General features: G+C 44.6%; 21 protein-coding genes. 18 read left to right on the top strand and 3 right to left on the bottom strand.

Features of this window, described 5'->3' with window-relative positions; all coding sequences use genetic code 11:
* Positions 1-21: 21 nt before the first annotated feature.
* The 17 genes from recD2 (at position 22) to GM612_RS09510 (ending at position 20,259) form a co-directional block, all read left to right on the top strand.
* The gene (gene recD2 / locus GM612_RS09590; RefSeq protein ID WP_155432162.1) at positions 22-2,532 is read left to right on the top strand and encodes an SF1B family DNA helicase RecD2; all 2,511 of its coding nucleotides are present in this window, start codon (positions 22-24) and stop codon (positions 2,530-2,532) included.
* A 54-nt stretch (positions 2,533-2,586) separates the two neighbouring features.
* A complete protein-coding gene (locus GM612_RS09585; RefSeq protein WP_155432161.1) occupies positions 2,587-3,576 on the top strand; it encodes a ribose-phosphate diphosphokinase in 990 nt (329 codons plus the stop codon).
* Positions 3,577-3,595: 19 nt separating this feature from the next.
* Positions 3,596-5,053 (top strand): amidase, encoded by a 1,458-nt coding sequence (locus tag GM612_RS09580; protein ID WP_155432160.1) that lies wholly within the window; start codon positions 3,596-3,598, stop codon positions 5,051-5,053.
* A gap of 4 nt (positions 5,054-5,057) precedes the next feature.
* Entirely contained in the window at positions 5,058-6,698 is a 1,641-nt protein-coding gene (locus tag GM612_RS09575) for a peptide ABC transporter substrate-binding protein (RefSeq protein WP_155432159.1), read from the top strand.
* Positions 6,699-6,993: 295 nt separating this feature from the next.
* Entirely contained in the window at positions 6,994-7,899 is a 906-nt protein-coding gene (gene murQ, locus GM612_RS09570; protein WP_155432158.1) for an N-acetylmuramic acid 6-phosphate etherase, read from the top strand.
* A 131-nt stretch (positions 7,900-8,030) separates the two neighbouring features.
* Positions 8,031-9,023, top strand: coding sequence for an aldo/keto reductase (locus GM612_RS09565; RefSeq protein ID WP_155432157.1), 993 nt, complete (start codon positions 8,031-8,033; stop codon positions 9,021-9,023).
* 126 nt (positions 9,024-9,149) lie between these two features.
* Positions 9,150-10,169: a ribose utilization transcriptional repressor RbsR gene (gene rbsR, locus GM612_RS09560; protein WP_343031877.1), complete on the top strand. Its 1,020-nt coding sequence runs from the start codon at positions 9,150-9,152 to the stop codon at positions 10,167-10,169.
* Between the two features lie 298 nt (positions 10,170-10,467).
* Positions 10,468-11,706, top strand: a complete 1,239-nt coding sequence (gene arcA / locus GM612_RS09555; RefSeq protein WP_155432155.1) for an arginine deiminase — start codon at positions 10,468-10,470, stop codon at positions 11,704-11,706.
* A gap of 14 nt (positions 11,707-11,720) precedes the next feature.
* Positions 11,721-12,752 carry an ornithine carbamoyltransferase gene (argF, locus tag GM612_RS09550; protein ID WP_155432154.1) on the top strand — a complete coding sequence of 344 codons (1,032 nt, stop codon included), beginning with the start codon at positions 11,721-11,723 and terminating at the stop codon, positions 12,750-12,752.
* A gap of 108 nt (positions 12,753-12,860) precedes the next feature.
* Positions 12,861-13,826 carry a carbamate kinase gene (arcC, locus tag GM612_RS09545; RefSeq protein ID WP_155432153.1) on the top strand — a complete coding sequence of 322 codons (966 nt, stop codon included), beginning with the start codon at positions 12,861-12,863 and terminating at the stop codon, positions 13,824-13,826.
* Between the two features lie 156 nt (positions 13,827-13,982).
* Positions 13,983-14,672, top strand: coding sequence for a Crp/Fnr family transcriptional regulator (locus GM612_RS09540; protein ID WP_155432152.1), 690 nt, complete (start codon positions 13,983-13,985; stop codon positions 14,670-14,672).
* Between the two features lie 33 nt (positions 14,673-14,705).
* A complete protein-coding gene (locus GM612_RS09535) occupies positions 14,706-15,800 on the top strand; it encodes a mandelate racemase/muconate lactonizing enzyme family protein (protein WP_155432151.1) in 1,095 nt (364 codons plus the stop codon).
* A 4-nt stretch (positions 15,801-15,804) separates the two neighbouring features.
* Positions 15,805-16,695, top strand: coding sequence for a C40 family peptidase (locus GM612_RS09530; protein ID WP_155432150.1), 891 nt, complete (start codon positions 15,805-15,807; stop codon positions 16,693-16,695).
* A complete protein-coding gene (locus GM612_RS09525; protein WP_155432149.1) occupies positions 16,692-17,432 on the top strand; it encodes a serine hydrolase in 741 nt (246 codons plus the stop codon). Before GM612_RS09530 ends, GM612_RS09525 begins: the two co-directional genes overlap by 4 nt.
* An 86-nt stretch (positions 17,433-17,518) precedes the next feature.
* Positions 17,519-18,553 carry a DUF1002 domain-containing protein gene (locus tag GM612_RS09520; RefSeq protein WP_155432148.1) on the top strand — a complete coding sequence of 345 codons (1,035 nt, stop codon included), beginning with the start codon at positions 17,519-17,521 and terminating at the stop codon, positions 18,551-18,553.
* Positions 18,554-18,829: 276 nt separating this feature from the next.
* Positions 18,830-19,840, top strand: coding sequence for a C40 family peptidase (locus tag GM612_RS09515; protein ID WP_246147699.1), 1,011 nt, complete (start codon positions 18,830-18,832; stop codon positions 19,838-19,840).
* A 209-nt stretch (positions 19,841-20,049) separates the two neighbouring features.
* Positions 20,050-20,259 (top strand): hypothetical protein, encoded by a 210-nt coding sequence (locus tag GM612_RS09510; protein ID WP_155432147.1) that lies wholly within the window; start codon positions 20,050-20,052, stop codon positions 20,257-20,259.
* 279 nt (positions 20,260-20,538) lie between these two features.
* On the opposite strand, the gene GM612_RS12635 is transcribed toward GM612_RS09510, so the two are convergent.
* The 3 genes from GM612_RS12635 to GM612_RS09495 all read right to left on the bottom strand — a co-directional run bounded on the left by GM612_RS12635 (position 20,539) and on the right by GM612_RS09495 (position 23,881).
* The gene (locus tag GM612_RS12635) at positions 20,539-21,513 is read right to left on the bottom strand and encodes a diacylglycerol/lipid kinase family protein (RefSeq protein ID WP_343031876.1); all 975 of its coding nucleotides are present in this window, start codon (positions 21,511-21,513) and stop codon (positions 20,539-20,541) included.
* A 476-nt stretch (positions 21,514-21,989) separates the two neighbouring features.
* Positions 21,990-23,666, bottom strand: coding sequence for a ribonuclease J1 (gene rnjA, locus GM612_RS09500; protein WP_155432146.1), 1,677 nt, complete (start codon positions 23,664-23,666; stop codon positions 21,990-21,992).
* Positions 23,663-23,881 (bottom strand): DNA-directed RNA polymerase subunit epsilon, encoded by a 219-nt coding sequence (locus tag GM612_RS09495; protein WP_155432145.1) that lies wholly within the window; start codon positions 23,879-23,881, stop codon positions 23,663-23,665. Before GM612_RS09495 ends, rnjA begins: the two co-directional genes overlap by 4 nt.
* Positions 23,882-24,132: 251 nt before the next feature.
* On the opposite strand from GM612_RS09495, the gene GM612_RS09490 reads away from it, so the two are divergent.
* Entirely contained in the window at positions 24,133-24,645 is a 513-nt protein-coding gene (locus GM612_RS09490; protein ID WP_155432144.1) for a hypothetical protein, read from the top strand.
* Positions 24,646-24,881 lie beyond the last annotated feature (236 nt).

Raw genomic sequence — 24,881 nt, 5'->3', positions numbered from 1 at the left:
TGATTGAAAGGGGCGGCGTAAATGGCCACTGAAAACATCAACCTATTTGACACGGATCAGCAACCTCAGCAATCATGGTTAGTCGGTACCGTTGTCGCAACTTTTTTTGAAAGCCCCGATAGTTTCTATAAGGTGCTACTGGTTAAGGAACAATCTACCAATCTGAATTGGCACGGTGATGAAATCGTGGTCACGGGTAATTTTGCTGACGTTGCAGAAGAGTTACCCTATCGTTTCTTCGGTCGTTTGGTCGATCATCCGAAGTATGGTCAGCAGTTTCAGGCTGATAACTATCAAAACGAAGCGCCGACAACAAAGGAAGGTATCATTCAGTATTTGTCGGGAGATGAATTTCCAGGGGTTGGTAAGAAGACCGCCGAAAAAATCGTTGCCTTACTTGGATTGGATGCAATCGATGACATCAATCAAGATCCCGCCGTCCTAGATCCATTAAACTTGAAAACAGAAGTGAAACAAACGCTGGTGGATAATCTGACCACTAACAATGGTGTGGAACAAATTATCATTGGCCTTAACGGCTACGGATTTGGTAGTCGCTTAGCCAGCGCAATTTTTGAACGGTATAAGGAAAAGACACTCAACGTGATTCAGGAAAATCCCTATCAATTAGTCGAAGATATTAATGGGGTGAGCTTCAAGCGTGCTGACCAAATTGCTGAAAAGCTTGGGATCGGTGCGCTCTCAGCCCAGCGAATTCAAGCTGGTCTACTGCAAAGTTTAACTGAACTGGCAATGTCAGATGGCAATACGTTTACCAGTGCTGAACCACTGCTGAATCGAACCATTCAGCTGCTTCAAGATAGTCGAAATACGGCTGTTGATCCCCAGCTAGTTGCTGATCAGTTAGTGGAATTGGGTAAGGAGCAAAAAGTCGTCGGTGAGGGCAACCGAATTTTTCTAAAAACTATGTATGATGCGGAATGGCAGGCCGCAGAACATCTGAACCGAATCATCCAGTCTTCGACGTTGGACCAATTCAATGATGAGGTAGTTGAAAAACAGATACAAACTGTTGAACGGAACTTAGGCATTACCTATGATGACTCTCAAGAATCAGCGATTTTATCAGCCATCAATTCCCACGTTTTCTTGCTAACTGGTGGTCCTGGGACTGGGAAAACAACGATCATTAATGGCATTGTTAACTTATATGCGCGCTTGCATGATCTGTCACTGGATATTAATCAGTATCAGGACAAACCATTCCCAATTTTACTAGCGGCGCCGACTGGCCGGGCAGCTAAACGGATGAGTGAGACAACTGGACTGCCAGCCAGTACAATTCATCGTCTGTTGGGATTAACGGGACGTGAAAATAATGGTGATGCTGTGGCCAAGGACATCGAGGGCTCACTTTTAATCATTGACGAAATGTCGATGGTCGATATTTTTCTCTTTCGAACGTTGCTGAAATCCATTCCGGATTCTATGCAAGTGGTGCTGGTTGGTGATAAAGACCAATTGCCATCAGTCGGACCTGGGCAGGTTTTCTTTGATCTGCTAAGCAGTCATCGAATCAAGGCTCTGGAATTAAATACCATTTATCGGCAGGACGACGATTCGTCGATCATCCCCTTAGCTCACGATATCAAAATGGGACGACTGCCAGCTGACTTTACAGCTCATAAGTCTGACCGTTCCTTTATTCGGTGTAATGCCTATCAAATGCCGTCAGTGATCGAACAAATCATTGGTAAAGCAAAGGAACGTGGCTTTTCCGCGGAAGACGTGCAGGTTTTAGCGCCGATGTATCGTGGCCCGGCAGGCATTACCCGGCTGAACACCATTATTCAAGAAATTATGAATCCGTTGAATGATACCCGAAAAAAGGAAGTTGAATTTCGCGGTGAAAAATTCCGGATCGGCGACAAGGTGTTGCACCTTGTCAATAGCCCAGAGAACAACGTTTTTAACGGTGATATTGGCTCCATCGTTGGGATCACTTTCGCCAAGGCGAAGGGTAATACTGATAAAGTAGATAAGTTAACGGTGGCTTTTGACCAGACTGAGGTGACTTATCCACGCAATGAATGGGATAAGTTAACGTTGGCCTACTGTACGTCAATCCATAAGGCCCAGGGCAGCCAGTTTAAAATGGTCATTTTGCCGATGGTGATGCAGTATTCGCGAATGTTGCAACGCAATTTGTTGTATACAGCAGTCACCAGAGCCAAATCAACACTGATCTTGTTGGGTGACCAAGCTGCATTTGAACAAAGCGTTAAACGTCAGTCTGTAAACCGGAACACGGCTTTAGTTGACCGGTTGACGGCGACAATCAGCGACGTACAAACCGAAGTAGTCAATGAGAAACTAACGCCGGCAGTTAGCCCACTAGCCACCTCAAAAGCGACTTTAGCAGGGAATGAGGAAACTAAATCAGCGGATGATGACGCCGAACCAGCCATCTTGAACCAGGGTGTTTTAACGGCGGAACTAATCAGTAGTGGCCGGATCGATCCGATGATCGGAATGGGAAAAGTTACGCCTAAATCGTTTACTAAAAATTAGGGTTAGTGTAGTATTTGAAGAGTAGAAAAGACGCTAAAATCGTGGAGGAAAATCATGGCAAATCGTAGTGAAGCAAAGCACCCATTAAAAATGTTTGCACTTAATTCAAACCGGTCCCTGGCGGAAAAAATTGCCGCCGCAGCTGGCGTTAAATTAGGCCAGGCGACCATTAAACACTTTAGTGATGGTGAGATTTCAATTACTGTAGATGAAAGTATCCGTGGCGATGATGTGTTCTTAGTTCAATCGGTTTCCGACCCAGTCAACACGATGTTGATGGAACTGCTGATCATGGTGGATGCTGTCCGCCGTGCCAGTGCCCATTCGATTACTGTTGTGATTCCTTATTACGGTTATTCACGAGCGGATCGTAAAGCTCGTTCAAGGGAGCCAATCACAGCTAAGCTGATTGCGTCATTACTAGAAGATGACGGGGTTAACCGAGTCGTGACACTAGACTTGCATGCGGCGCAGTTACAAGGGTTCTTCGATATTCCAATGGATCACTTGGAAGCCACACCCCTATTAGCAAACTACTTTGTGACGCATCATTTACTGGATAATTTGGTGGTTGTATCACCTGATCACGCCGGTGTTTCCAAAGCCCGGCGGATGGCAGAACTGCTTAAGGCGCCACTGGCCATTATTGATAACCGAGATCCCAAGAAGTCGACCACTTCGGCCGATGCAGTTATCGGTTCAGTGGCGGGTAAAAACGCGATTTTAGTTGACGATATTATTGATACAGCAGTGCGAATTTCAATTTCAGCTCAAACCCTGAAAGATGCCGGCGCACAGGATATATACGCGGTTGCGACCCACCCGGTATTTAGTCAAAATGCAGTCAAACTGATGGCCACATCACCGTTAAAAAAGGTTATTGTGACGGACTCGATTCAACTGCCGGCTGCCAAGCAATTTGATAAGGTGGAAGTTATTTCGGTTGGCGATTTAATGGGTCAGGCAATTCGGCGAATCTATTTGGAACAAAGTGTTGGTCAATTATTTGTTAATGATGACCTTGCTGAAGGCGACCAGGCTTAGTTGGGAGTAGAAAATCAAGATGGATAGTGCATTAGCCCTTGCACACCGAGTGCGACAGGGTAGAGTGTCAGCGCGGGAACTTGTGGAAACTACGCTGGCGAAAATTGAAAAGATGAATCCACAGCTTAATGCAGTCACGGCAATCAGAAAGTCTGAGGCATTTAAGGAAGCGGATCGGCTTGAAGATCACGGTCAACCCTTCTTGGGTGTGCCGCTATTGATCAAGGGTCTTGGTCAGGCTTTAAAGGGGCTGCCAGCCACTTCTGGTTCCAAATTGCTGGCTGGTCAAGTCGCACAAAGAACTGATTTTTTCGTACAACGACTGCAGGAAGCTGGTTTTATCATTGTGGGTGAAACCAACGTTCCTGAATTCGGGTTTAAAAATATTACCGATTCCAAATTATACGGTATTGCACATAATCCTTGGAATCTCAATTACTCCCCTGGGGGTTCCAGTGGGGGTTCGGCTGCTAGCGTTGCTGGTGGCATCGTGCCAATTGCTGCCGCTAGCGATGGCGGTGGTTCGATAAGAATTCCAGCCAGTTTTGCTGGTTTGATCGGTCTTAAGCCAACGCGTGGTCGGGTTCCCGTTGGACCTGGTGATTGGCGTTCATGGCAGGGTGCAGCGATTAATTTTGCACTGGCTCGGTCTGTGGCTGACGTGGCTGCACTGCTTGATACAATGCAAGTTGTGCAGCCAGCAGCGGCCTTTCAAACGCCGCTGCTTGACCCAAGTGTTTTGTCGCGTCTCAATCAACTGCCAACTCATATGCAAATTGCCTATTCGACAACTTCACCGGTGGGTACACCGGTGTCACAAGCCGCAAAAGAGGCAGTTATGCATGCAGTATCATTTTTAAGTGACCGCGGGTTTGACCTCGTGGAAGCTTCACCGGATGTTGATGGTGTTGCTTTAATGAACAGTTACTACGTTATGAATGAGGGCGAAACGGCTGCGATGTTTGATGAGTTAGGAGCCGCTTTTAAACGACCAGTTACGGCTCATGATGTGGAGCCATTGACTTGGGCTCTGGGTGTGACCGGTCGGCATATTAGTGCGGCACAATATAGCAAAACGCTGGCACTTTGGGACCAAACCGGTTATACTTACGCAAAATTCCATGAGCAATACCCGCTGTATCTGACCCCAACAACTGCTGACGTTGCCCCAAAGGCGGATGACCCATTGGTCTCCCCCGAACATGCCGAGCAGTTGTTAAGCATCGAAGATCTGGCGCCAAAGGAGCAGCAACGATTGATCTATGACCAGTGGCTACCAGCTTTGACCCGTTCACCATTTACGCAACAGGCTAATCTCACTGGCCAACCAGCGATTAGCCTACCAACTGGTCTATCAGCAGCTGGTTTGCCGATTGGCATCCAATTTACCGCTACTAAAGGGAGTGAGCCATTACTATTACAGATGGCTCAATTATTTGAGCAAGCACAACAATTTCATATTAGGGATGGAGAATAACTAAATGACATTAAAAAAACTATTGATCGGCATTGGCAGCCTAGCGCTGGCGTTGACACTGGCCGCTTGCGGTAAATCGCAGAGTAGCAGTTCAACTCAAATGGCTGACAAACAAGTTTTGAATCTTAGTACCACTGAGACGATTTCAACACTTGATAACTCCGCGGCGTCTGAGTCAGTGAGTTTAACGGCGCTGTATAATTCCAATGAGGGGCTGTATCGACTGGGCAAGAAGGCCAAAATTAAAAATGCCCTAGCCAGCAAAACAACCGTTTCTAAGGATGGTTTAGTCTATACGTTTAACTTGCGTAAAAGTGATAAATGGACTAACGGCCAACCAGTAACCGCCAAGGATTTTGTTTATTCTTGGCGACGAACTGCTAACCCTAAAACGGCAGCTAACTACTCTTATTTATTTGCTGGTATCAAGAACTTTAGTGCGATTCAAAAGGGTAAGATGAGCCCGAACAGCTTGGGTGTTCAGGCACCAAGCAAATACAAGCTGGTTGTCACCCTTAGTCGCCCGGTTCCGTACTTCAAATTGTTACTTTCATTCCCAGTGTTCTTCCCGGAGCAGCAGTCGGCTGTGAATAAGTATGGTAAGCAGTATGGGAATAGCAGTAAGACGGTTTCTAATAACGGACCATTTACCATTTCCGGTTGGAATGGTACTAACAACACGTGGGAATTAAAACGGAATCCAAATTACTGGGATAAGAAACACGTGCACCTTAACCGGATCGATTTTCAGGTTGTTAAGAGTCCAAGTACTGGTCTGAACCTTTATAATCAAAAGAAACTTGATGTCACCCCATTGGAGGGTACCCAAGTTCCTAGTTACCAGAACAACAAAGGATTTAAGAAGTTTGTTGGCGGCTCGATGATGTATCTGCAAATGAATCAGAAAAAGGATAAAGTTTTGAGAAACGTTCAGGTTCGTCAGGCACTTGCGCAGATCGTCAATAAGCAGGCATTAGCAACCAAGGTTTTACGTGATGGGTCGACACAGCCCAAGGGGTTTGTTTCGACTAATCTGTATCAAAATCCGAAAACTAAGGCTGATTTTGCTAATGATGCCTACGTCAAAGAGGGCGTTGCCTATAATCCTACGAATGCTAAGAAGCTTTGGGCACAGGGATTAAAGGCCGTTGGTCAAAAGAAAGTGACCCTAACGCTGTTGAGTGATGATACTGATCAAGCCAAAACAACCACTCAATACTTGCAAGATCAGTTTGAAAAGTTACCAGGACTAAAGGTTAATATTGACAACGTTCCTAATAAGAACCGTTTGGCACGTTCATCAAGTGGGAACTTTGATTTGGTTGTTTCTTCATGGGGTGCCGACTTTGCGGACCCGATCAATTTCTTGAATCTTGAAGAAACTGGGAATCCAACTAACAATGGTGACTGGTCAAATAGTAGCTATGATAAGTTGATTCAAGCCTCACAAACAACTGATGCAAATGTGCCACAGAAACGCTATCAAGACATGGTTAACGCCGAAAAGATCCTCATGAAAGATCAGGGAGTTGTTCCACTTTATCAGCCTTCCACCACAGAATTGTGGCGGACTAACGTACACGGTTACGTTTGGAATCCGGCTGGTATGAGTCGTGGTTACAAAGATATTTATATGACAAAATAAGTAACAAAATGAAAACGCCGTCCCATTTTGGAACGGCGTTTTCAATACATAAATAACGGGTCAAAAGCTTTAGTACCAGCATTACTAACCTTTAATTACTTTTTAGAGCTTACACACCTTCCACTGATTATGGCATAACCTTTTCAAATATTTATGAAAATCGATGGTTAACTCTAATTCAGATTGAAATTTTATTTGAAACATGTTATACCTTAATAGTAAGAAATGAAAGCGATAACATGATTTTTGATAATTAATTAAAACGTGTTTGTTCGTTGAAAGTGGAGGATTAGGCATGAATTTTGAAGATTTACTAACTGAGCAGCGGAACCGGCATTCAACACATATTGACCAAGTTGATACCGACGAAATGGTCGCAATTATTAATCGGGAAGACCAACGTGTCGGGCGTTCGGTCCAAAAGCAGTTGTCCCAGATCTCTGAAGCAATCAATTTAGCCACTAAAAGGTTTGATGCGGGTGGCCGGCTGATATACATTGGCGCCGGCACATCAGGCCGGTTGGGCGTCTTGGACGCGACCGAACTTCGGCCGACATATGGCCTTGAGGAATCACAAACCTTTGGTATTATTGCGGGCGGACCGGAAGCGATGTTCCACACGCTTGATGGAGTGGAGGATTCCGCGGAACTCGCCGAAAACGATCTGAAAAAAGTCGACCTGAACGAAAAAGATATTGTGATTGGTATTGCTGCTAGTGGTGCCACAGCTTACACAGTCGCAGCCGTGAAGTACGCTAAGCAGGTCGGTGCCTTAGCGATTGCCGTTGCCTGTGTGACCGACAGTCCACTGGCTAAAAACGCGAACGTGTCTATTTGTCCGATTGTTGGCCCTGAAGTGATTACTGGCGCGACGCTGATGAAGGCGGGAACGGCACAGAAAATGGTGCTTAACATGCTTTCAAGTGGCATTATGATTCGTTCAGGAAAAGTTTATCAAAACTTAATGATCAACGTGGTGCCTACGAATGCGAAGACTAAACGACGGGCTAAGCGAATTATTGCTGCTGCCACGCAAACGTCGACTTTAGCTGCTGAACGTGCTTTAGATCGTGCGGATAATAACGTGCCTTTGGCGATTTTACTGATTGAAACTAAGGGTACGATTGCCGAGGCAAAAGCATTGCTGCATCAATCGGGTGGCCATGTAAGTGATGCGGTGAAGCTAAGTTTGCAATCCTAGAAACAACCATGAAAAACCGGTTGAAAAGACGGCTGAAACAGTATTTTCACAAGCTGTTCCCCTTGACCATATTCGCATGTCCTCTTAAAATTAAGGAGTAAGATTATTGAAAGAGAAGAGGACTTACCAATATGTATGCAGCGGATGAAAACCGCTACGACGGGCGGATGCCAGTTCGTCGTGCGGGTAATAAAGGATTACAGTTACCAGCGGTGTCATTTGGCATGTGGCATAGTTTTGGCGATGAAGCCAACTACGGCGACAGTGAAAAAGTGATTTTGAAGGCTTTTGATAGTGGTATTTTTAGTTTTGACTTGGCCTATAACTACGGACCTGGGTCTGGAGCTGCGGAGCGCCTTTTTGGCGAGGTTTACCGGGCTAATCTGAAGCCTCACCGCGATGAACTCGTGATTACCACGAAAGCTGGCTATCATATGTGGCCAGGACCATACGGACAGATGAGTTCCCGCAAAACGTTGATCAATGCCTTAGATGGCAGTTTGAAGCGGATGGGTCTGGACTACGTTGATATTTTCTACAGTCATCGTTTTGATCCGGACACTGATCCGGCTGAAACGGCTGAAGCCTTGGACAGTATTGTACGATCCGGCAAGGCGCTCTACGTGGGTATTTCTAACTATAACGATGCGCAAACGAAGGCGATTTTAAAGACCTTTAAGGAACTCCATACCCCATTTGTGGTTAATCAGCTTTCGTATAATATGTTGAATCGAAGCGTTGAAGAGGATGGCGTGGTTGATACCTTGCGCAACAACAATTTAGGGCTAGTAGCTTATGGTCCCCTAGCTGAAGGATTATTGACCAACAAGTATCTCGGTGGTATTCCGGATGATTTTCAGATCCATTGGAGCAGCACTGACGTGATGGATCAAGGGCGTGACAAACTGACTAAGAAGTTGAATCAGTTAAATGATTTAGCTCAAAACCGTAATCAGACGCTGGCCCAAATGTCTCTTGCTTGGTTATTGAAGGATCCGGTTGTGGTTAGCGTTGTGACTGGTGCTTCCAAAGTTTCTCATTTGGAAGATAATTTACAGGCGGTTCAAAACACTAACTTTTCGGCTGATGAACTGGCTAAAATTGAGTCAATTTTAAAAGCTTAAATAGATAATTCGTAGTATTTCCCCATTTCCGACTTGTTAGAAATGGGGATTTTTCATAGAATAAGGATATGTGTTCTAAATTAATTGGGCGCCCGTTTTAACGCGGGGTGCGGCGAGGAGGATAACGTGACTCAAAAAGTAACCATTAGGGATCTGGCCGAAGCTGCTGGTGTTTCAGTTACCACGGTTTCTCAGATACTGAACGGTAAGGGTGAACGCTTTAGTAGTGACACCCAAGCCCGCGTTTTAAAGCTCCAAAAACGTTTGGGGTACGTGCCTGACTATAATGCTCGAAATCTGATCATGCGATCGACGCAAACAATTGGTGTGCTGATACCCAACCTGGCCAATCCGTTTTTCAGTATGTTCATCAAGGGAATCCAGCGGGCGAGCAGAACCAACAAATTTGTACCAATCATATTTGATGCTAATCAAGATCTTGAATTGCAAAGCATGTATCTAGAGGAACTGATCAAACGGGCTGCGAACGGATTAATTATCGCTAGTGCAACTCTAGATGCCAACGATATTGACAGGATCTTGACTCGTAACGGTATCCCTTACCTGCTATTCGATCAAAACGACGCTCAAATTGGCGATCGAGTCTGGGTGGATGATTACAAGGGTGGTCAAATGGCGGCCAATTATCTGATGTCGATGGGCCACCGACGGATTGTTTTACTGGCTGGGGAAAATATCACCCAAAACATTCAGCAACGAATCAATGGCTTTCGAGCTGCGCTGAGTAAATACCGCTTATCGTTGCCCGACTCAATGGTAGTGCAGTCACCAATGACTAAGCTAGGTGGGTATCGCGCAACTGCCGACGTCCTTTCACAGAAGCCAACGGCTGTTTTTTGTATCAACGATGAAATGGCCATCGGTTTATATCGTGGTGTCCAAGAAAGCGGCCGATCGGTTCCCACAGATATTTCCATTATGGGTTACGATGATATTGATCTGGCGAATTTTGTGACGCCAAAGCTGACTACGATTCACCAGCCAGCCTTCGAAATGGGGCAGTTAGCCACCGAACTACTGATTGAACGCATCAAGAACCCCCGGTTAGCCCATCAAGACCGTGAGTTACCGCTGGAATTAGTCACTCGGGAAAGCGTCGCTAAAATTGCTTCTGATATACACTAAAAATGTGAAACAAATATGAACTTAATTTGATAAAAGTGCGAATATTATCATTAAAACGGTATTTATAGAACAAAATTTTTATTTAATCTAATTTTAATAATCTAATAATATTCAATAAACTGTGCATATTGATACGTACTCGTTCAATAATGCACGGCTTTTTGTATATTTTTACGTTGTCAAGAAATTATTTTTTAAAATGTGATGGATCTCTCATTTCAATTGTGAAGCTTTCGATAAATAGGGTACTAATTATGGTTATGATTAAGTTGTTCAATAGAGATAGGAGGTAACCACCATGACAAAACCAATTCATGTGACATCCGAAATCGGTAAACTCGACGTTGTGATGTTAAAGAGACCGGGAGCTGAAGTTGAGAACTTTACGCCAGAAATGATGCCACGGCTATTATTTGATGATATTCCTTACCTACCCATTGCACAACAAGAACACGATAATTTTGCTGAAACGTTGCGGAATAATGGCACTGAAGTCTTGTATTTAGAACGGTTAGCTACTGAAGCTCTTGACGCTGGCGGATTGAGCGTTAAACAAGCTTTTTTAGACCAAATGCTAACTGAATCAGGATATGCGGCTGGCATTCTTCACCATGTCCTGGAAGAATACCTACTAAGTATGACAACGAGTGAAATGGTTGTTAAAATCATGGCAGGGGTTCGAAAAAACGAACTCGACTTTGTTCCCCGTGATTTAGTCAGTGCGGCTGAGGAACATGATTACCCATTTTTTATGGATCCGATGCCAAACCTATATTTCACCCGTGATCCTGCCGCTTCGATCGGTGACGGGTTAAGTATCAACCACATGACTTTCCCGGCAAGGCAGCGTGAATCGCTGTTTATGGAAACGATTATTAACTATCACCCAAGGTTTGCTAACCAGGGGCTTCATGTTTGGCGAGACCGTGATCAAACGACTCGAATCGAGGGTGGTGATGAACTTGTGTTAAATGATACTGTGATTGCCATCGGGGTCTCCGAGAGGACAGCAGCCAGTGCAATTGAAGACATTGCCCGTAAGTTATTTGAAAAACAGAGTGGTTTTGAAAAAGTACTTGCCATTCGAATTCCCCATAACCATGCCATGATGCACTTAGACACCGTCTTCACAATGATCAACCACGATCAGTTTACTGTTCATCCGGGCATTTTGGGTGAGGGTGGTCAAATTGATACCTGGACGATCACCGAAGACGCAGAAGGTGAGTTGCAGTTAAATCATGACCGGGACCTTAAGCGGGTACTGAAAGAGGTTCTTGGCTTAAGTGAGATCGATTTAATTCCAACTGGCGGCGGTGATCCATTGATTGCTGATCGTGAACAGTGGAATGATGGTTCTAACACTTTGGCAATTGCCCCGGGCGTGGTAGTTACTTATAATAGGAACTATATATCGAATCAAGTGCTCCGTGACCACGGGTTGAAAGTGTTAGAAGTGCTCTCAAGTGAACTTTCAAGAGGCCGCGGTGGGCCACGCTGCATGAGTATGCCGCTAGTTCGGCAGGATCTAAAATAAAAGGAGCTGGGATCATGACTGATTTTAAAAAGAGTGTTTTTGAGGGCCGTTCTGTACTGGCCGAAAAAGATTTTACCGCTGGTGAATTAAATTATTTGATTGATTTTGGATTACATCTGAAAGCGCTTAAAAAAGCGGGTGTGCCACACCATTATCTGGAAGGTAAAAACGTTGCGCTGCTGTTCGAAAAGACTTCCACACGAACCCGTTCTGCATTTACAACCGCGGCAATCGATTTAGGTGCTCACCCAGAATTTCTTGGTGCTAACGACATCCAATTGGGTAAAAAAGAATCGGTTGAGGATACCGCTAAGGTTTTAGGCAGTATGTTTGATGGTATTGAGTTCCGTGGCTTTAGCCAAAAGGCCGTTGAACAACTGGCTGAGTTCTCCGGTGTACCGGTTTGGAACGGTCTGACTGACGAGTGGCATCCGACTCAAATGCTGGCTGATTTCATGACGGTAAAGGAAAATTTCGGTCACTTAAAGGGCCTGACATTGACCTTTATGGGTGACGGGCGTAACAACGTCGCTAATTCGTTGCTGGTTACCGGTGCAATTTTAGGCGTAAACGTCCACATTGTAGCACCTCAAGAACTGTATCCGGCTCAAGAGATCCAAGACCTGGCTAATGGTTTCGCCAAGGATTCTGGTGCCCAATTACTGATTACGGATGATCTTGATAAGGGCATGAAGGGCTCAAATATCGTGTATACCGACGTTTGGGTATCCATGGGTGAAGATAACTGGGCCGAGCGAATCAAACTGCTGCAGCCCTACCAAGTCAATATGGCAGCGTTGAAGAAAACTGGGACTGCGGATGATCAATTGATTGTGATGCACTGTTTGCCAGCCTTCCACGATACAACGACTGATTATGGCAAGCAAATTGAAAAGGAATACGGCATTAAGGAAATGGAAATTACGGATGAAGTATTTCGAAGCAAATATGCCCGTCAGTTTGAAGAAGCTGAAAATCGGATGCATTCCATTAAAGCGATGATGGCGGCAACTTTAGGTAATTTGTTTATTCCGACAGTTGAATAAGAAGCTTGGGAGGGGACTTTGGCTGGACGCGGCAACGTGTTTGGTGGGGGTCCCTTGATTGTTAAATACCGTTAGTTTGTACTTCGACGATACGAAAGGATGATTCCCATGACAGGACGAAAAATTGTGGTTGCGCTGGGCGGTAATGCGATTTTGGCAAAGGATGCCAGTGCCGCAGCGCAACAGCAGGCTCTTAAAGAAACCGCCCAATCGTTAGTCAAATTCATTCAGGCCGGTGATGAACTTATCATTTCTCATGGTAACGGACCGCAAGTTGGCAATTTACTGCTTCAGCAAGCTGTCGGTTCAACGCCTGAAAATCCGGCAATGCCCCTGGATACAGCAGTAGCAATGACCCAGGGCAGCATTGGCTACTGGCTTCAAAATGCCATGGCTGCTGAATTATCACATTTAGGAATTGAAGTTGATGTGGCGACCGTTGTGACTCAGGTCGTAGTTGCTCAAGACGACCCTGCATTTGAACACCCTACTAAGCCAATTGGTCCCTTTTACACCTGTGAAGAGGCAACTGAACTGCAGGTTGAAACGCCGACGTTCCAGTTCGTTGAAGACGCCGGCCGGGGATTCCGGCGCGTTGTTCCATCTCCACGACCAATCGACGTGGTTGAAGCTGGTGCAGTTAATCAGTTGGTTAAAAACGGGGTTGTTCCGATTGCAGTGGGTGGCGGTGGCGTCCCCGTTATTCGCCGTGGTCATGAACTCGTTGGCTGTGAAGCCGTGATTGATAAAGACTTTGCTTCGGAAAAATTAGCTGAGTTGGTTGGCGCTGATCTGTTAATTATTTTAACAGCCGTCGATCACGTTTACGTAAACTTTAACCAGGCTACTCAAAAACGTCTTGAAACTGTATCGGTGGCGGAACTGCAGCACCACATTGCAATGGGTCAATTCGCAGCCGGAAGTATGCTGCCCAAAGTTGAAGCAGCGATTGATTTTGTCGTTCATCGCCCGGCTGGTCAAGCTGTTATCACATCGTTAAGTAACTTAGATGAATTCATTGCCCATGGAACAGGAACCATCATTGCTAATTCAGCGGCGACGGAAAGTGTTTGAAATTAAAAAGCGGTCTGCAAACGCTATTTTAGTCAGTTTAAAATGGTGCTTGCAGGCTTTTTTGTCTGGTGGAGATTTCAAAATGAACGGGATTTATATCTAAAGGGAGTTTTAGATGGGGTATAATGGTTTCAAGTGTAGAAAGGAGCCGTTAGTATGCCAGATTCCCCAGATCTATTTCGCAGTTATCTGCGCCAGCAAGCTGAATTTCGTCCGTTTACTGAAGAGCAGTACGCGACTTTGACTCAGAACCTAACTGTCAAAACTTACCCCAAGGGGCAGATTTTGTTTGACCATGGCGACCCGCGGGATCGTTTTTACTACGTCGTTAAAGGTGCTGTTCGGTTGGAGCGACTGGATGAGACTGGTAATTTTACCTTCATTAATTACGTGGCGGCGATGAAGGGTTTTCCTTACCGGGGTCTATATACGGATTTGGATTACCCTTATACTGCAACTGCACTGACTGAAATCACGGTGGCTGCATTTCCAATGAAGACGTTTGAGAACGTGGTTGTGCTTAACGTTGAGGCTGCTAAGCAGGTTATCAATCAAATGAGTCAACTGATCGTTCGCATGGAGACCCGGCTGCAAAAATTAGTGACCAGCAGTGCGGTGAACCGGGTCACTCAAGCGCTAATCGTTTTTGGAACAGATATGGGTGAAAAGATGCCAGAGGGCGATCTTTTGATTCCCTATCCAATCACACTGATCGAACTTGCGCGACTTAGTGGTACGACCCGCGAAACCGCTGGTCAGGTCGTGACTCGCTTGGAAGCCGAAGGTAAACTAACTTACAATAAGAAACGGTTCCGATTCGATCCCAAGCAGTTAAATGCACATTAGACTATCCCATGAAAGAAGAGGTTTGGCAGACGTATGTCATCAAAGATTACAACAATTGAAGTTTTTCCAATCGCAGTACCATTAAAATCACCATTTAAAACGGCACTTCGAACAGTCACTACGGCAGAAAGTTTACTGGTTAAAGTGACCGATTCGGATGGTTTCACTGGCATGGGTGAAGCTGCTCCCACAGCTCCGATTACTGGTGATACCTCGGCTAGTATTCGTTATGCGATTGAATCCGTGATTGCACCTAAGTTAATTGGTGGATCATTAGGAAGACCGGATCAGCTCAAGGCAATCGTTGACCGGGCATTAGTTGGGAATCATAGTCCCAAGGCTGCCCTAAATATTGCCATCAATGATTTACTAGCAAAACACTACGGCGTTTCGCTGACCACGCTGCTTGGCGGGTATCGGCAACAAATCAGCACCGATTATACCGTTAGCGTTGGGACTGCGCCGCAAATGGTGGCGCATGCAAAGCAGTTAGTGGCTGAGGGATTTGAAACGTTGAAGGTTAAAGTCGGAAGTCAATCACCGTTTGAAGATCTCAAACAGGTGCGGGCGATTCGCAAAGCGGTCGGCTCAGACATTCAGATTCGGCTGGACGCGAATCAGGGTTGGACTAAAAAACAGGCGGTTCAAATGATCAACCAAATGATGACTGAGGGCCTGAATATTGAATTGGTTGAGCAGCCCGTACCGGCAAATGATTTTGAAGGCATGGCGTACGTGACGGCTAATACGCAAACGCCGATTATGGCTGACGAAAGTATTTTCTCGGTCAAGGATGCGTTGAGACTACTAAAGATGGCGGGTTGTGATATTATTAACCTCAAGTTAATGAAGGCTGGTGGTATCGATCAGGCTTTGAAAATCAACGTGATTGCGGAGGCCTTTGGAGTCCCTTGCATGGTTGGCAGCATGATCGAATCCCAGGTTTCAGTGACAGCGGCTGCTGAGATGGCAGCTGCCAAAGCCAACATCATTTATTATGATCTGGATGCTGCCATGATGTTTCAGACCCAGCCAACCACTGGCGGGATTACTAATCAAGGCGCACAGATCACAATTCCAAACGAACCTGGCTTGGGCATCACACTTAATAACGAACAAATGGGGTGAGAGCATGGATACACGGCGAGTGATCGTTCCAGTCGCAACGTTATGGACGAGCAAAGAAGCACCACGAGATATCGACAAATTAGCTCTCGACGGGGAGACTAAGAAATGGGTGGCTCAAATGACAACTGAACAAACGGTCGATTTGTGCGACTCCAAACGATTAGAGACTCAAGCCTTTTTTAACGATGAAGTCATTATTGAACACATCGAAGGTTCCTGGGCGAAGGTTTACTTAACCAGTCAGCCAGACGACGCTGATCCGCGGGGCTATATTGGCTGGCTGCCTACCAAACTGTTATCAGAGGCGCCGGTAGAATATTCAGGGACAACGGCGCGTGTTCGGATCGCAGTACCTTTCACCATGTTATATGATGAAAACAAGCAACAGGTTTTTGAGATTACCATGGGGACAGAACTTACAGAACTGGCAGCGGAGGATGATTGGCTTAAAGTAGCCACCCCGTTAGGTGAAAACTACATTACAAAGGACAGTGTTGTGATGGGGGTCGATGGTGATACGGCTGGTCAAAAAATGGTTGCGATGGCACGACAATTTCTTGGCCAACGCTATTTGTGGGCCGGTGTTTCACCATACGGCTTTGACTGTTCTGGATTAATGTACACGTTGCACCGAGTTATTGGATTTAACATTCCACGTGATGCGGATGATCAGTACCATAATGGCCAACCAATTGAACCGGCAGAATTAAGGGCTGGTGACCTGTTATTTTTTGCCTATGAGCATGGCAAAGGGTTCGTCCACCACGTTGGCATGTACATTGGCAATGGCCAGATGATTCAATCAAGGACACCTGGAAAAGAAGTTGATATCGCAAAATTAACGGAGCTTCGGTACGCACCAGAATACGTTGGAGCAAGAAGGTATTGGCGATGAACTTAGAAACAGCCTTAAAACAACTTATTGAGCCTTACAAGCAGTATGCTAGTATCTCGTTGTATCATGCAAATCACTTTGAATTCAGCTTTCGGGACCAAGAACAATTGCCTGCGGCCTCATTGATCAAGCTAGCTATTTTGGGTACCCAAATGTCGCAGCAACCTGATTTGAGTGATCCAGTCGACGTTTCGAAAACTGCTCCAGTTGGTGGAGCCGGGGTATTACAACTGCTTAGCTCATCCCGGTATTCGCTTGGCGATATTTTGGGCCTCATGATTGCTGATTCGGATAATTTTGCTGCTAATGTGATGATCGATCGGCTTTCGATGAATGGCATCAATAGTTGGCTTGATCATCAGGAGTATCTTCACACCCACCTTGGCCGATATTTAATGGATTCATCGGCCCAGAAAACCGGTCATGAAAACTTAATCTCAGCGGCCGATGCTCTGCGGTTGTTTCGTGATTTATTGGCTTATTTTCCACAGATTGAACCATGGTTTATAAACCAGCAGTTTCGCTATAAACTGCCCGTGAGCTTTGACGAAACTTCAACCGCAGTAACGGTTATGAATAAAACCGGCGAAGGGCCGATGATTGATCACGATGTGGCTCGATTTCAAAAGGGTAATGATTGGTATGATATTGCTGTGCTGACAAATGGCATTCCAGATCGCATAGATGCCCTAAATTTGCTGGGTAAAATTGGTCGGGTAATATATCGTTCGTTATGAATTCATTAAAAAAGACCGGTGAAAGCGAAACAAGTTTGGTGGCGTGCTACACTTGCAGTAGCCTAAATTGAAATGAGGTTATAACGATGAAAAGAACAGTTCGCATTGGTTTGATTGGTGGTGCCTTGCTGCTATTACTTGGCGTAGCTGCTCCGATTCACTCAGTTGCAGATACCACGACCACTTCAAGCGTGAGCGCTGCTAGCGTTAGTGACTCCAGTAACGGGTCAGGTGATGCCGTTCAGACAAAAGCCCTGTCCAAGCCTTACGTGGTTTACGGTTCCGGTCTGGCTTCCGAAGATAAAGACGCGGTTTCAAAAGCCCTTGGTGTTCAATCGACCTATGATAGCTTGACTGTGAATGGCTCGGACTATGCGACATACATTAATTCAGCGGGTACTACTGACGCCAGCATGATCAGTTCAGTGGCGCTGGCTCCAGCGGATCCAGGTTCGGGTGTTAAAGTCAATATTGTTAATTACAATGGTCAAGATAACATCACTCAAGTGACATCGCAGCAGTATGCAATGGTGGCAACTATGGCGGGTGTTAAAGACGTCATTATTACTGTGACAGCTGATAAACCAGTGTCTGGTGAATCGGCACTAACCGGTGTTTATAAAGCATTGGCTACCGATGGGATTACTTTGAATCAGCAAAACACTCAGGCTGCTAACGGTGTGCTTGACGCAACTCAGCCGGCCATCAGTGATAACAAAAACGATAGTAAGTATCCGGGTAAATTAATGTCAGCAGTAGGTAACGTGTCGTCGGAATTGGCGAAGCAGCGTCAGCAGGATAATCAATATGCTACCAAAGCTGAAATCAAACAAATGCTGGACGATGCACTTGCTAAGCAAGGAATTCAATCGCAAACTTCAACCACTGTAGTCAATAATATCGTGGTCGCATTAAGCTCAGTACAAAAAGCACCAGTGTCCAGCACCTCAAGCTACGTGGATAATGCCAAACAAGTTGCAAGTAACATTAGTAACTCGGTAGGTAACAAGATGGCACAGTTAAAGGACTTTGCCAGTCAGGCTGATACCAGTAGTATCATGGGCTTCTTGAGTCGTATCTGGCAGACAATCGTTAATTTCTTTAGCCATTTGTTCAGTTGATTGGCTAGATTTTGCCGCTGATTAAATAGTAAATATTCATTAATACGTGAACTAGTTGCAAATGTTAACTAAATTTGTAACTAGTTTTTTTGTATATTACAACTCTTTTTAAACCGCGTGATTTCGCTTTTAATGAGCCCTTATGATTTTCACAAAGTTGTGTGGCGCAAGAAAATCTTAAACTTTTTGGCGAAAAATTTAGAAAGTGTGGTACTATGAACATGTGAATTCTATAAAAACGCATTCATTCAAGACAATTAGGAGGGGTGATTCGATTTGGGAAAACCAAGTACATCGACCAAAATCATCACCGCTGGCGTTCTCGGAGCAGCAACGTTTATGTTTGCTGGTCCACTGCAAGCCAGCGCTAAGACAGTTACCGTTAAGTCTGGGGATACGGTCTGGAAGTTAGCAAATAAATATGGGGTTTCAGCCAGTTCAATTGAGAAAGCCAATCATCTTAGTAAGGATATGATTTTTGCTGGACAAAAATTGGTTTTAGGTTCTACTACGAACAAAACCGTGACTAAAACGGTGACTAAAAGTACTAAAACGACAAAAGCGAATGTCACTAATCATCAGGCAACTTCACTTAAGACGTCGGCTTCAGCTTCTACATACACAGTTAAGTCGGGGGACTCTCTTTCAAAGATTAGCAGGAAGTATGGGACGACTGTTAGTCAATTAAAGAGCTGGAATCATTTAAAGAGTGATTTCATTTATACGGGTCAAAAGTTAGCCGTCAAAGCAACTGCTGCTAAAGCTTCAACAGGTACTACGAAGTCAGCGACGGTTAAATCGACGACCTCAGCGGCTAAGAAAGCAAGCGCTACTTCTGCCGTTAAATCGATTAAAAAAGCTACCGCTACATCGACTACTTCTAAGAAGACCAAGACTGCTAAAGCGGATGCTGTGTCTGCACCAGTAACATCAGTAACTTCTTTAGCAGTGAAGTTAGCTTCGGAAAAAATTCCTTACGTTTGGGGTGGTTCTTCCTTGAAGGGAATGGATTGCTCTGGATTGGTAGCTTACGTTTATGCGCATACGCTTGGAATTTCGTTACCACACAATACGGTAGCGCAAGAAGCTCATGTGTCTAAGCATTCTGTTTCGAAAGCTGTCCCAGGTGACTTATTATTTTGGGGTGCTGCTGGTGCAACTTACCATGTTGCCATTTACATTGGTAATAATCAATTTGTTGCAGCACCAGAGCCTGGTGAAAACGTTCAGATTCAAACGATCAGTTCATACTTCAAACCAAGTTTTGCTGGTACTGTAAAAGCTTAATTTAGGCTTTAGAAAACTGAATGATGACTCGTTAGTTCCTTTGTATACGGGGCTAGCGGGTCTTTTATTTTCTAAACACTCGGTTATCTGCGCAACTCGTTAAAATTTATTAGTAAATAAGGTTCACAAAGCGGGCATTTGGTGTTATAGTCTTTCTTGTTTTAAAATTACTTAAACAATTATTCTGCAAGTAAGAAGGCGTGTAACTGATGAGTAATCGTTCAGAGATCCTCACCGAATATCGAGAAGCAAACGAGCAATTAGATGAATTAAAACAAATTGAGTCACAACAGGTGGCGCCCTGTCATGGCGAGGCGGTTACCATCGAGCCAAAGTATGGTGAACAGATGAAAGAACTGTCGACGAAGTGTGACTATTTGAACATGATTTTAGAAGCCATGGACGCTTCTGAAGATTAACTTTTTTGAATAGCGCTTCGATTTGGTTTTAAAATAACTGCGCAAGGATAAGTCTAAGAAAAAAGCTTCCTATTAAGTTAAGACCATGTCATAAGTTTCTTCACTGGGAATTTAGCGCTGATTTTCATTAAATTCTGGACTGCAATTAAGCTCAGAAAGTTCTTCTAAATGACCGCATATATTCAGACAAAAAGTGAGTACCCTGAAATCTTTTGGGTACTCACTTTTTGTCTCATTAAGCTAGATAATCTGAATAAGATTTTTAGACGTTTTTTTATGTTAAATTGTTGGGTCGATCCAAAAGGGATACTGCTTGATTCCAAAGTAGGTGTCCCAGTACCGGCCACCCATTTCTTCGCCATCGATTTGACCATATTCAATGGAAGACACGCTGACGTGTAATTTATTGACGTGATAATGGTGAACTGATTTCAATTTCAGGTGTCGGCCCATTGATAACAATAATGATATAAAAAGTAGTTTAAAAATGTTCGATTTTTCAATTACAACTAGGTCGAGGTTCGGGTCGTGAACTGACGCCGGGGGTGCAATTTTGACGCCACCTCCGAAGTAGGGGTGGTTGGTAATGGTGACCAAGTACGCTCGAGGGTAAATATCTCTGTGTTGACCGATATGAACCGTTAATGGAAAGGCAGTTTGGTTATAAAAAACGCCGATAATTGCAGCCAAATAACTAAGTGTTCCAACATGAAAATGGTTCAGCCATCTTTTGGACTTCGCACTATTAGCGGAAGTGACTACGGCAGCATCGAACCCGATACCAATGTTGTTAGTGAAGACGCCCTTAGTTTGTTTTTTTGCATCAAAATAGGTGCCAATTGTCAGCCAGTTTTCACTGGTACAGTTTAGAACTTGATCAAGTGCTTTTCGCCATTGACTAGCCATTTTGATACCCTTGGCAAAATCGTTCCCGGAACCCACGGGCAAATAGGCAATTGGAATCGGCTGGTCTAATTGAGCATCATCAAGTCCTGAAAGTGCTTGGTGTAGTGTACCATCGCCGCCGATTGCTAACACGACGTGCCGTGGTTGATTAGAAGGGTTATTTTGCTCATCTGAATGCTGTTTGGCGAACTGCCGAGCCAACAGACGAGTGTGTCCAGAATAGGCTGAGCGGACAATTTCGTACTCTACGTGTCGTTCGTCAAGCGCATCTTTAATTTGCGGCCAAATTTTTTTAGCATTACCGCTACCGGCAAATTCATTTAAAATGATGTAGTAACTAACCGACACCTAAATCATCCTCTCCAAACTCCTAAAATCACACTTGACTATTATAGCGAACTTTACTATTGAGGGCTAGATTGAAGTGTTGAGATTTGATTAGAATGTAATGAGAATTGCTATAAATCAAAACGAATAGTAGTTTAAAAGTGCAGTTTAATAGGGCTTACGAGCAATCATTAAAGCTCAGTAAGGAGTGTTTAAGTGTTCTTTAAATCGCGAAGTCTGCTTAATAGATTCAACAGTCAATAAAAAACTGTGACAAATCAACAATTGAATTGATAAGAAGGTGACGAATTTCTTTACGCCACAACTGATTTTAATATGCATTTATCTCAAGACTGTTATCAAAAAAGCGTGTGCCAGAACACAGATTTCGACTGTATAACGCCAAAAGGAGATTTCCCAAAATGTACGGAATCTCCTTTTGATGCAATACTTTGGAATCTAAGCGAGTTTTGGCACACGCTTTTTGGTTTGAAAAATTAATCCATAATCAGCATTGGTAAAATCATTGGGTGACGTTCAGTCTTTTCATACAGGAAATTCTGCAGATCATCAATGACGGCGTTTCGGATCGACGCTTCATTAGCCTTCTTTGAACGCATGGCCCGTCGAATGGTGGCAAATACCAAACGCCGGCCCTCATTCAATAGTTCACCAGATTCACGCATGTAAACGAAGCCACGTGAAAGCAAGTCTGGACCGGCCTGAATGATTTTATCCTTAAGGTTGATCGTAGCCACGACCACGACCAAACCTTCTTCAGAAAGCAGTTGACGATCACGCAACACAACGTTACCGATATCACCGATACCGCTGCCGTCAATGTAGACATCACCAGCCGTAAAGTGGCCCGCGATTCGTGCGGTATCCTTTGTTAAGGCCAAAACGTCACCATTTTGCATGATGAAGCTGTGATCAAGAGGCACCCCGCATTGCTCAGCCAGTTCAGTATGGATTTTTAACATCCGGTACTCACCATGAATCGGCATAAAGAATTTTGGCTTCATCAAGCGCAGCATCAATTTTTGTTCTTCTTGACCACCGTGGCCAGACGTGTGAATATTATTGACACGGCCATGAATGACGTTCGCGCCGGCTTCTTCAAGCTCATTGATCACGTGGTTTACACTGAGTGTATTCCCGGGAATCGGGTTACTTGAAAAGACTACTGTATCGCCAGGTTGAATCGAAATTTGACGGTGGGTGCCGTTAGCAATTCGTGATAGGGCCGCCATTGGTTCACCTTGTGATCCGGTACAAAGAATCATGACCTTATTGGCTGGCAGCGAACGCAGCTCATTTGCATCAACGAGGGCATCATCAGGAATGTTTAGGTAACCTAATTCACGCCCATTAACAATTGCCCCTTCCATACTACGACCAAAGACTGCAATTTTTCGGTCGTGGGCAAGAGCAGTCTCACAGGCGGTTTCAATTCGGGAAATATTTGAAGCGAAGGTTGCAAAGATAATCCGCCCCTCAACTTTATCAAAAATCTTCCGAATTGATTTACCGACCCAGCGTTCCGATTTCGTCCAAATTGGCCGTTCCGCGTTGGTGCTGTCAGCCATCAGGCAGAGCACACCTTCTTCGCCTAAACGCGCCATTTTTTGCAGGTTCGGCGGCTGGTTGGTAACTGGCGTCAGATCGAACTTAAAGTCCCCAGTCTGGACAATTACGCCAGAAGGGGTGTGAACAGCGATACCTAACGTATCTGGAATCGAGTGAGTCGTTCTAAAGAACTCAACACTTAACTTGCGAAATTTTAGAACGGTATCTTCGTTGATCTCGTGAAGTTCAGCTGTCCGTAAAAGGCCATGTTCTTCCAGTTTATTTTTGATCAGCGCTAGCGCTAGTGGTCCAGCATAGACGGGGACGTTAAGATCCTTTAACAGGTAGGGCACCCCACCAATATGGTCTTCGTGACCGTGGGTGATGACCAGTGCCTTGATCTTTTGCTGGTTAGCGACAAGGTAGTGATAGTCAGGAATAACATAGTCAATACCAAGTAATTCGTCTTCTGGGAACTTAATTCCGGCATCGATCAAAACAATCTCATCCTGGAATTGAACACCATAAGTGTTTTTCCCAATTTCGCCAAGTCCACCAACGCCAAAAATTGCTGTTTCATTGTTTTTGACGTTTAGTTTTGTCATTTATTAAACTCCGTCAACTTATAGTCCGGGTTCTCTTGCTCATATTCAAGGAACTTACCCTCTAACGGTTCGATGAATTCAATGTTGTGGTCGGTGTTAGCAGCGACTTGAGCGCGTGCTTCAACTTCCGTAGCAGCATCAATATAAAGTGATTTCGTATCCTCACGTTTGGGGTTACGCACTTTATCTTCCTGATAGTAAACTTTAAAAATCATAGTGCAACTGTCGACTTCCTTTCTATAATACGGTTGAATAAGCCGCATCGATTGATAACCGATCATTTTGTACCGAACGTCTTGTTGTTAATGAACAACAGTTGATAATATATTATCATATATAAAATAAAATGTATAGCTTCTCGGTGGAGGACCTAACCGCAAGCTGGTTTGCTTTCAGACGTTTTCCACTTATAATAGGGGAGTTGAAATCTAATTTGTGTTACTATGATGCAAAAGGAGGGGTGGCCATGGGCCGGACAGCAACGATTATTATTGCGGTGGTGATAGCAGTTATCCTTTATCTGGTGATTCACCACGCAGTTGTTAAGCGCAACACAAAAGCTGCTCAGCAAGCAGCCCTTGAACAGACTAACGTCGCCGTTAAAGCGGCTTTACAACGGTTGGCTGATGAGCATTTTATCGATAGCTCAGCCACCATTTTGGATGCTAATGTTATTCAGGACGGTTGGGGCCGAGGCGTCATGGCATTTGAATACCTCATTTTGATTGACCACATTTCAAATGATCAGTTACCAATTTTACGTCAGCGCTTGAATCATATTTTAGCGGAGTTTTGTGCGGATCATCAGGTTGAGTCAGCCGTCGCCTCAGGAGAGTCAGCTTTTCTGGTGACTGATGCTTGGCGTCATACGAAACGAATCCATTTGGGGGTTGCCTACCTGGCTAATGAAGCAACAATCGAATACATTCAAGATCTCCACCGCTTGGACTCTAAGCCCAAGACTTCTGAACAAATATGATTGGCGAAGTAAAGAAAGCATCTGAAGTTTCATACCCAAATTATTTGATTGATTAACGATAGAATGCAAAGTGAAAAAGGGGCTAGGACAAAAGTTAATATTGGTAAGTATTGAACTGATATCTTAACGCAAAGGTCGTTAAAAATGTGACTCAGCTTCGAGGCTGTACATGGTCTAAACGTGCCTAAAACTCAGAATCCTGCCATGCAAGCAAAGAGTGCCGCAGATTCCAAACC

This window comes from Secundilactobacillus folii, from assembly GCF_009720675.1.
Lineage (GTDB): Bacteria > Bacillota > Bacilli > Lactobacillales > Lactobacillaceae > Secundilactobacillus > Secundilactobacillus folii.
This window is presented reverse-complemented; position numbering and strand designations above follow the sequence as displayed.

Bases quoted from the DNA above. Each gene is read 5' to 3' on its own strand.
- GM612_RS09535 (WP_155432151.1), top strand. From the start codon at position 14,706: ATGTCATCAAAGATTACAACAATTGAAGTTTTTCCAATCGCAGTACCA.
- GM612_RS09540 (WP_155432152.1), top strand. From the start codon at position 13,983: ATGCCAGATTCCCCAGATCTATTTCGCAGTTATCTGCGCCAGCAAGCT.
- rnjA (WP_155432146.1), bottom strand. From the start codon at position 23,666: ATGACAAAACTAAACGTCAAAAACAATGAAACAGCAATTTTTGGCGTT.
- GM612_RS09580 (WP_155432160.1), top strand. From the start codon at position 3,596: ATGGATAGTGCATTAGCCCTTGCACACCGAGTGCGACAGGGTAGAGTG.
- GM612_RS09565 (WP_155432157.1), top strand. From the start codon at position 8,031: ATGTATGCAGCGGATGAAAACCGCTACGACGGGCGGATGCCAGTTCGT.
- arcA (WP_155432155.1), top strand. From the start codon at position 10,468: ATGACAAAACCAATTCATGTGACATCCGAAATCGGTAAACTCGACGTT.
- GM612_RS09525 (WP_155432149.1), top strand. From the start codon at position 16,692: ATGAACTTAGAAACAGCCTTAAAACAACTTATTGAGCCTTACAAGCAG.
- GM612_RS09585 (WP_155432161.1), top strand. From the start codon at position 2,587: ATGGCAAATCGTAGTGAAGCAAAGCACCCATTAAAAATGTTTGCACTT.
- murQ (WP_155432158.1), top strand. From the start codon at position 6,994: ATGAATTTTGAAGATTTACTAACTGAGCAGCGGAACCGGCATTCAACA.
- arcC (WP_155432153.1), top strand. From the start codon at position 12,861: ATGACAGGACGAAAAATTGTGGTTGCGCTGGGCGGTAATGCGATTTTG.
- GM612_RS09490 (WP_155432144.1), top strand. From the start codon at position 24,133: ATGGGCCGGACAGCAACGATTATTATTGCGGTGGTGATAGCAGTTATC.
- GM612_RS09575 (WP_155432159.1), top strand. From the start codon at position 5,058: ATGACATTAAAAAAACTATTGATCGGCATTGGCAGCCTAGCGCTGGCG.
- GM612_RS09530 (WP_155432150.1), top strand. From the start codon at position 15,805: ATGGATACACGGCGAGTGATCGTTCCAGTCGCAACGTTATGGACGAGC.
- argF (WP_155432154.1), top strand. From the start codon at position 11,721: ATGACTGATTTTAAAAAGAGTGTTTTTGAGGGCCGTTCTGTACTGGCC.
- GM612_RS09495 (WP_155432145.1), bottom strand. From the start codon at position 23,881: ATGATTTTTAAAGTTTACTATCAGGAAGATAAAGTGCGTAACCCCAAA.
- recD2 (WP_155432162.1), top strand. From the start codon at position 22: ATGGCCACTGAAAACATCAACCTATTTGACACGGATCAGCAACCTCAG.
- GM612_RS09510 (WP_155432147.1), top strand. From the start codon at position 20,050: ATGAGTAATCGTTCAGAGATCCTCACCGAATATCGAGAAGCAAACGAG.
- GM612_RS09520 (WP_155432148.1), top strand. From the start codon at position 17,519: ATGAAAAGAACAGTTCGCATTGGTTTGATTGGTGGTGCCTTGCTGCTA.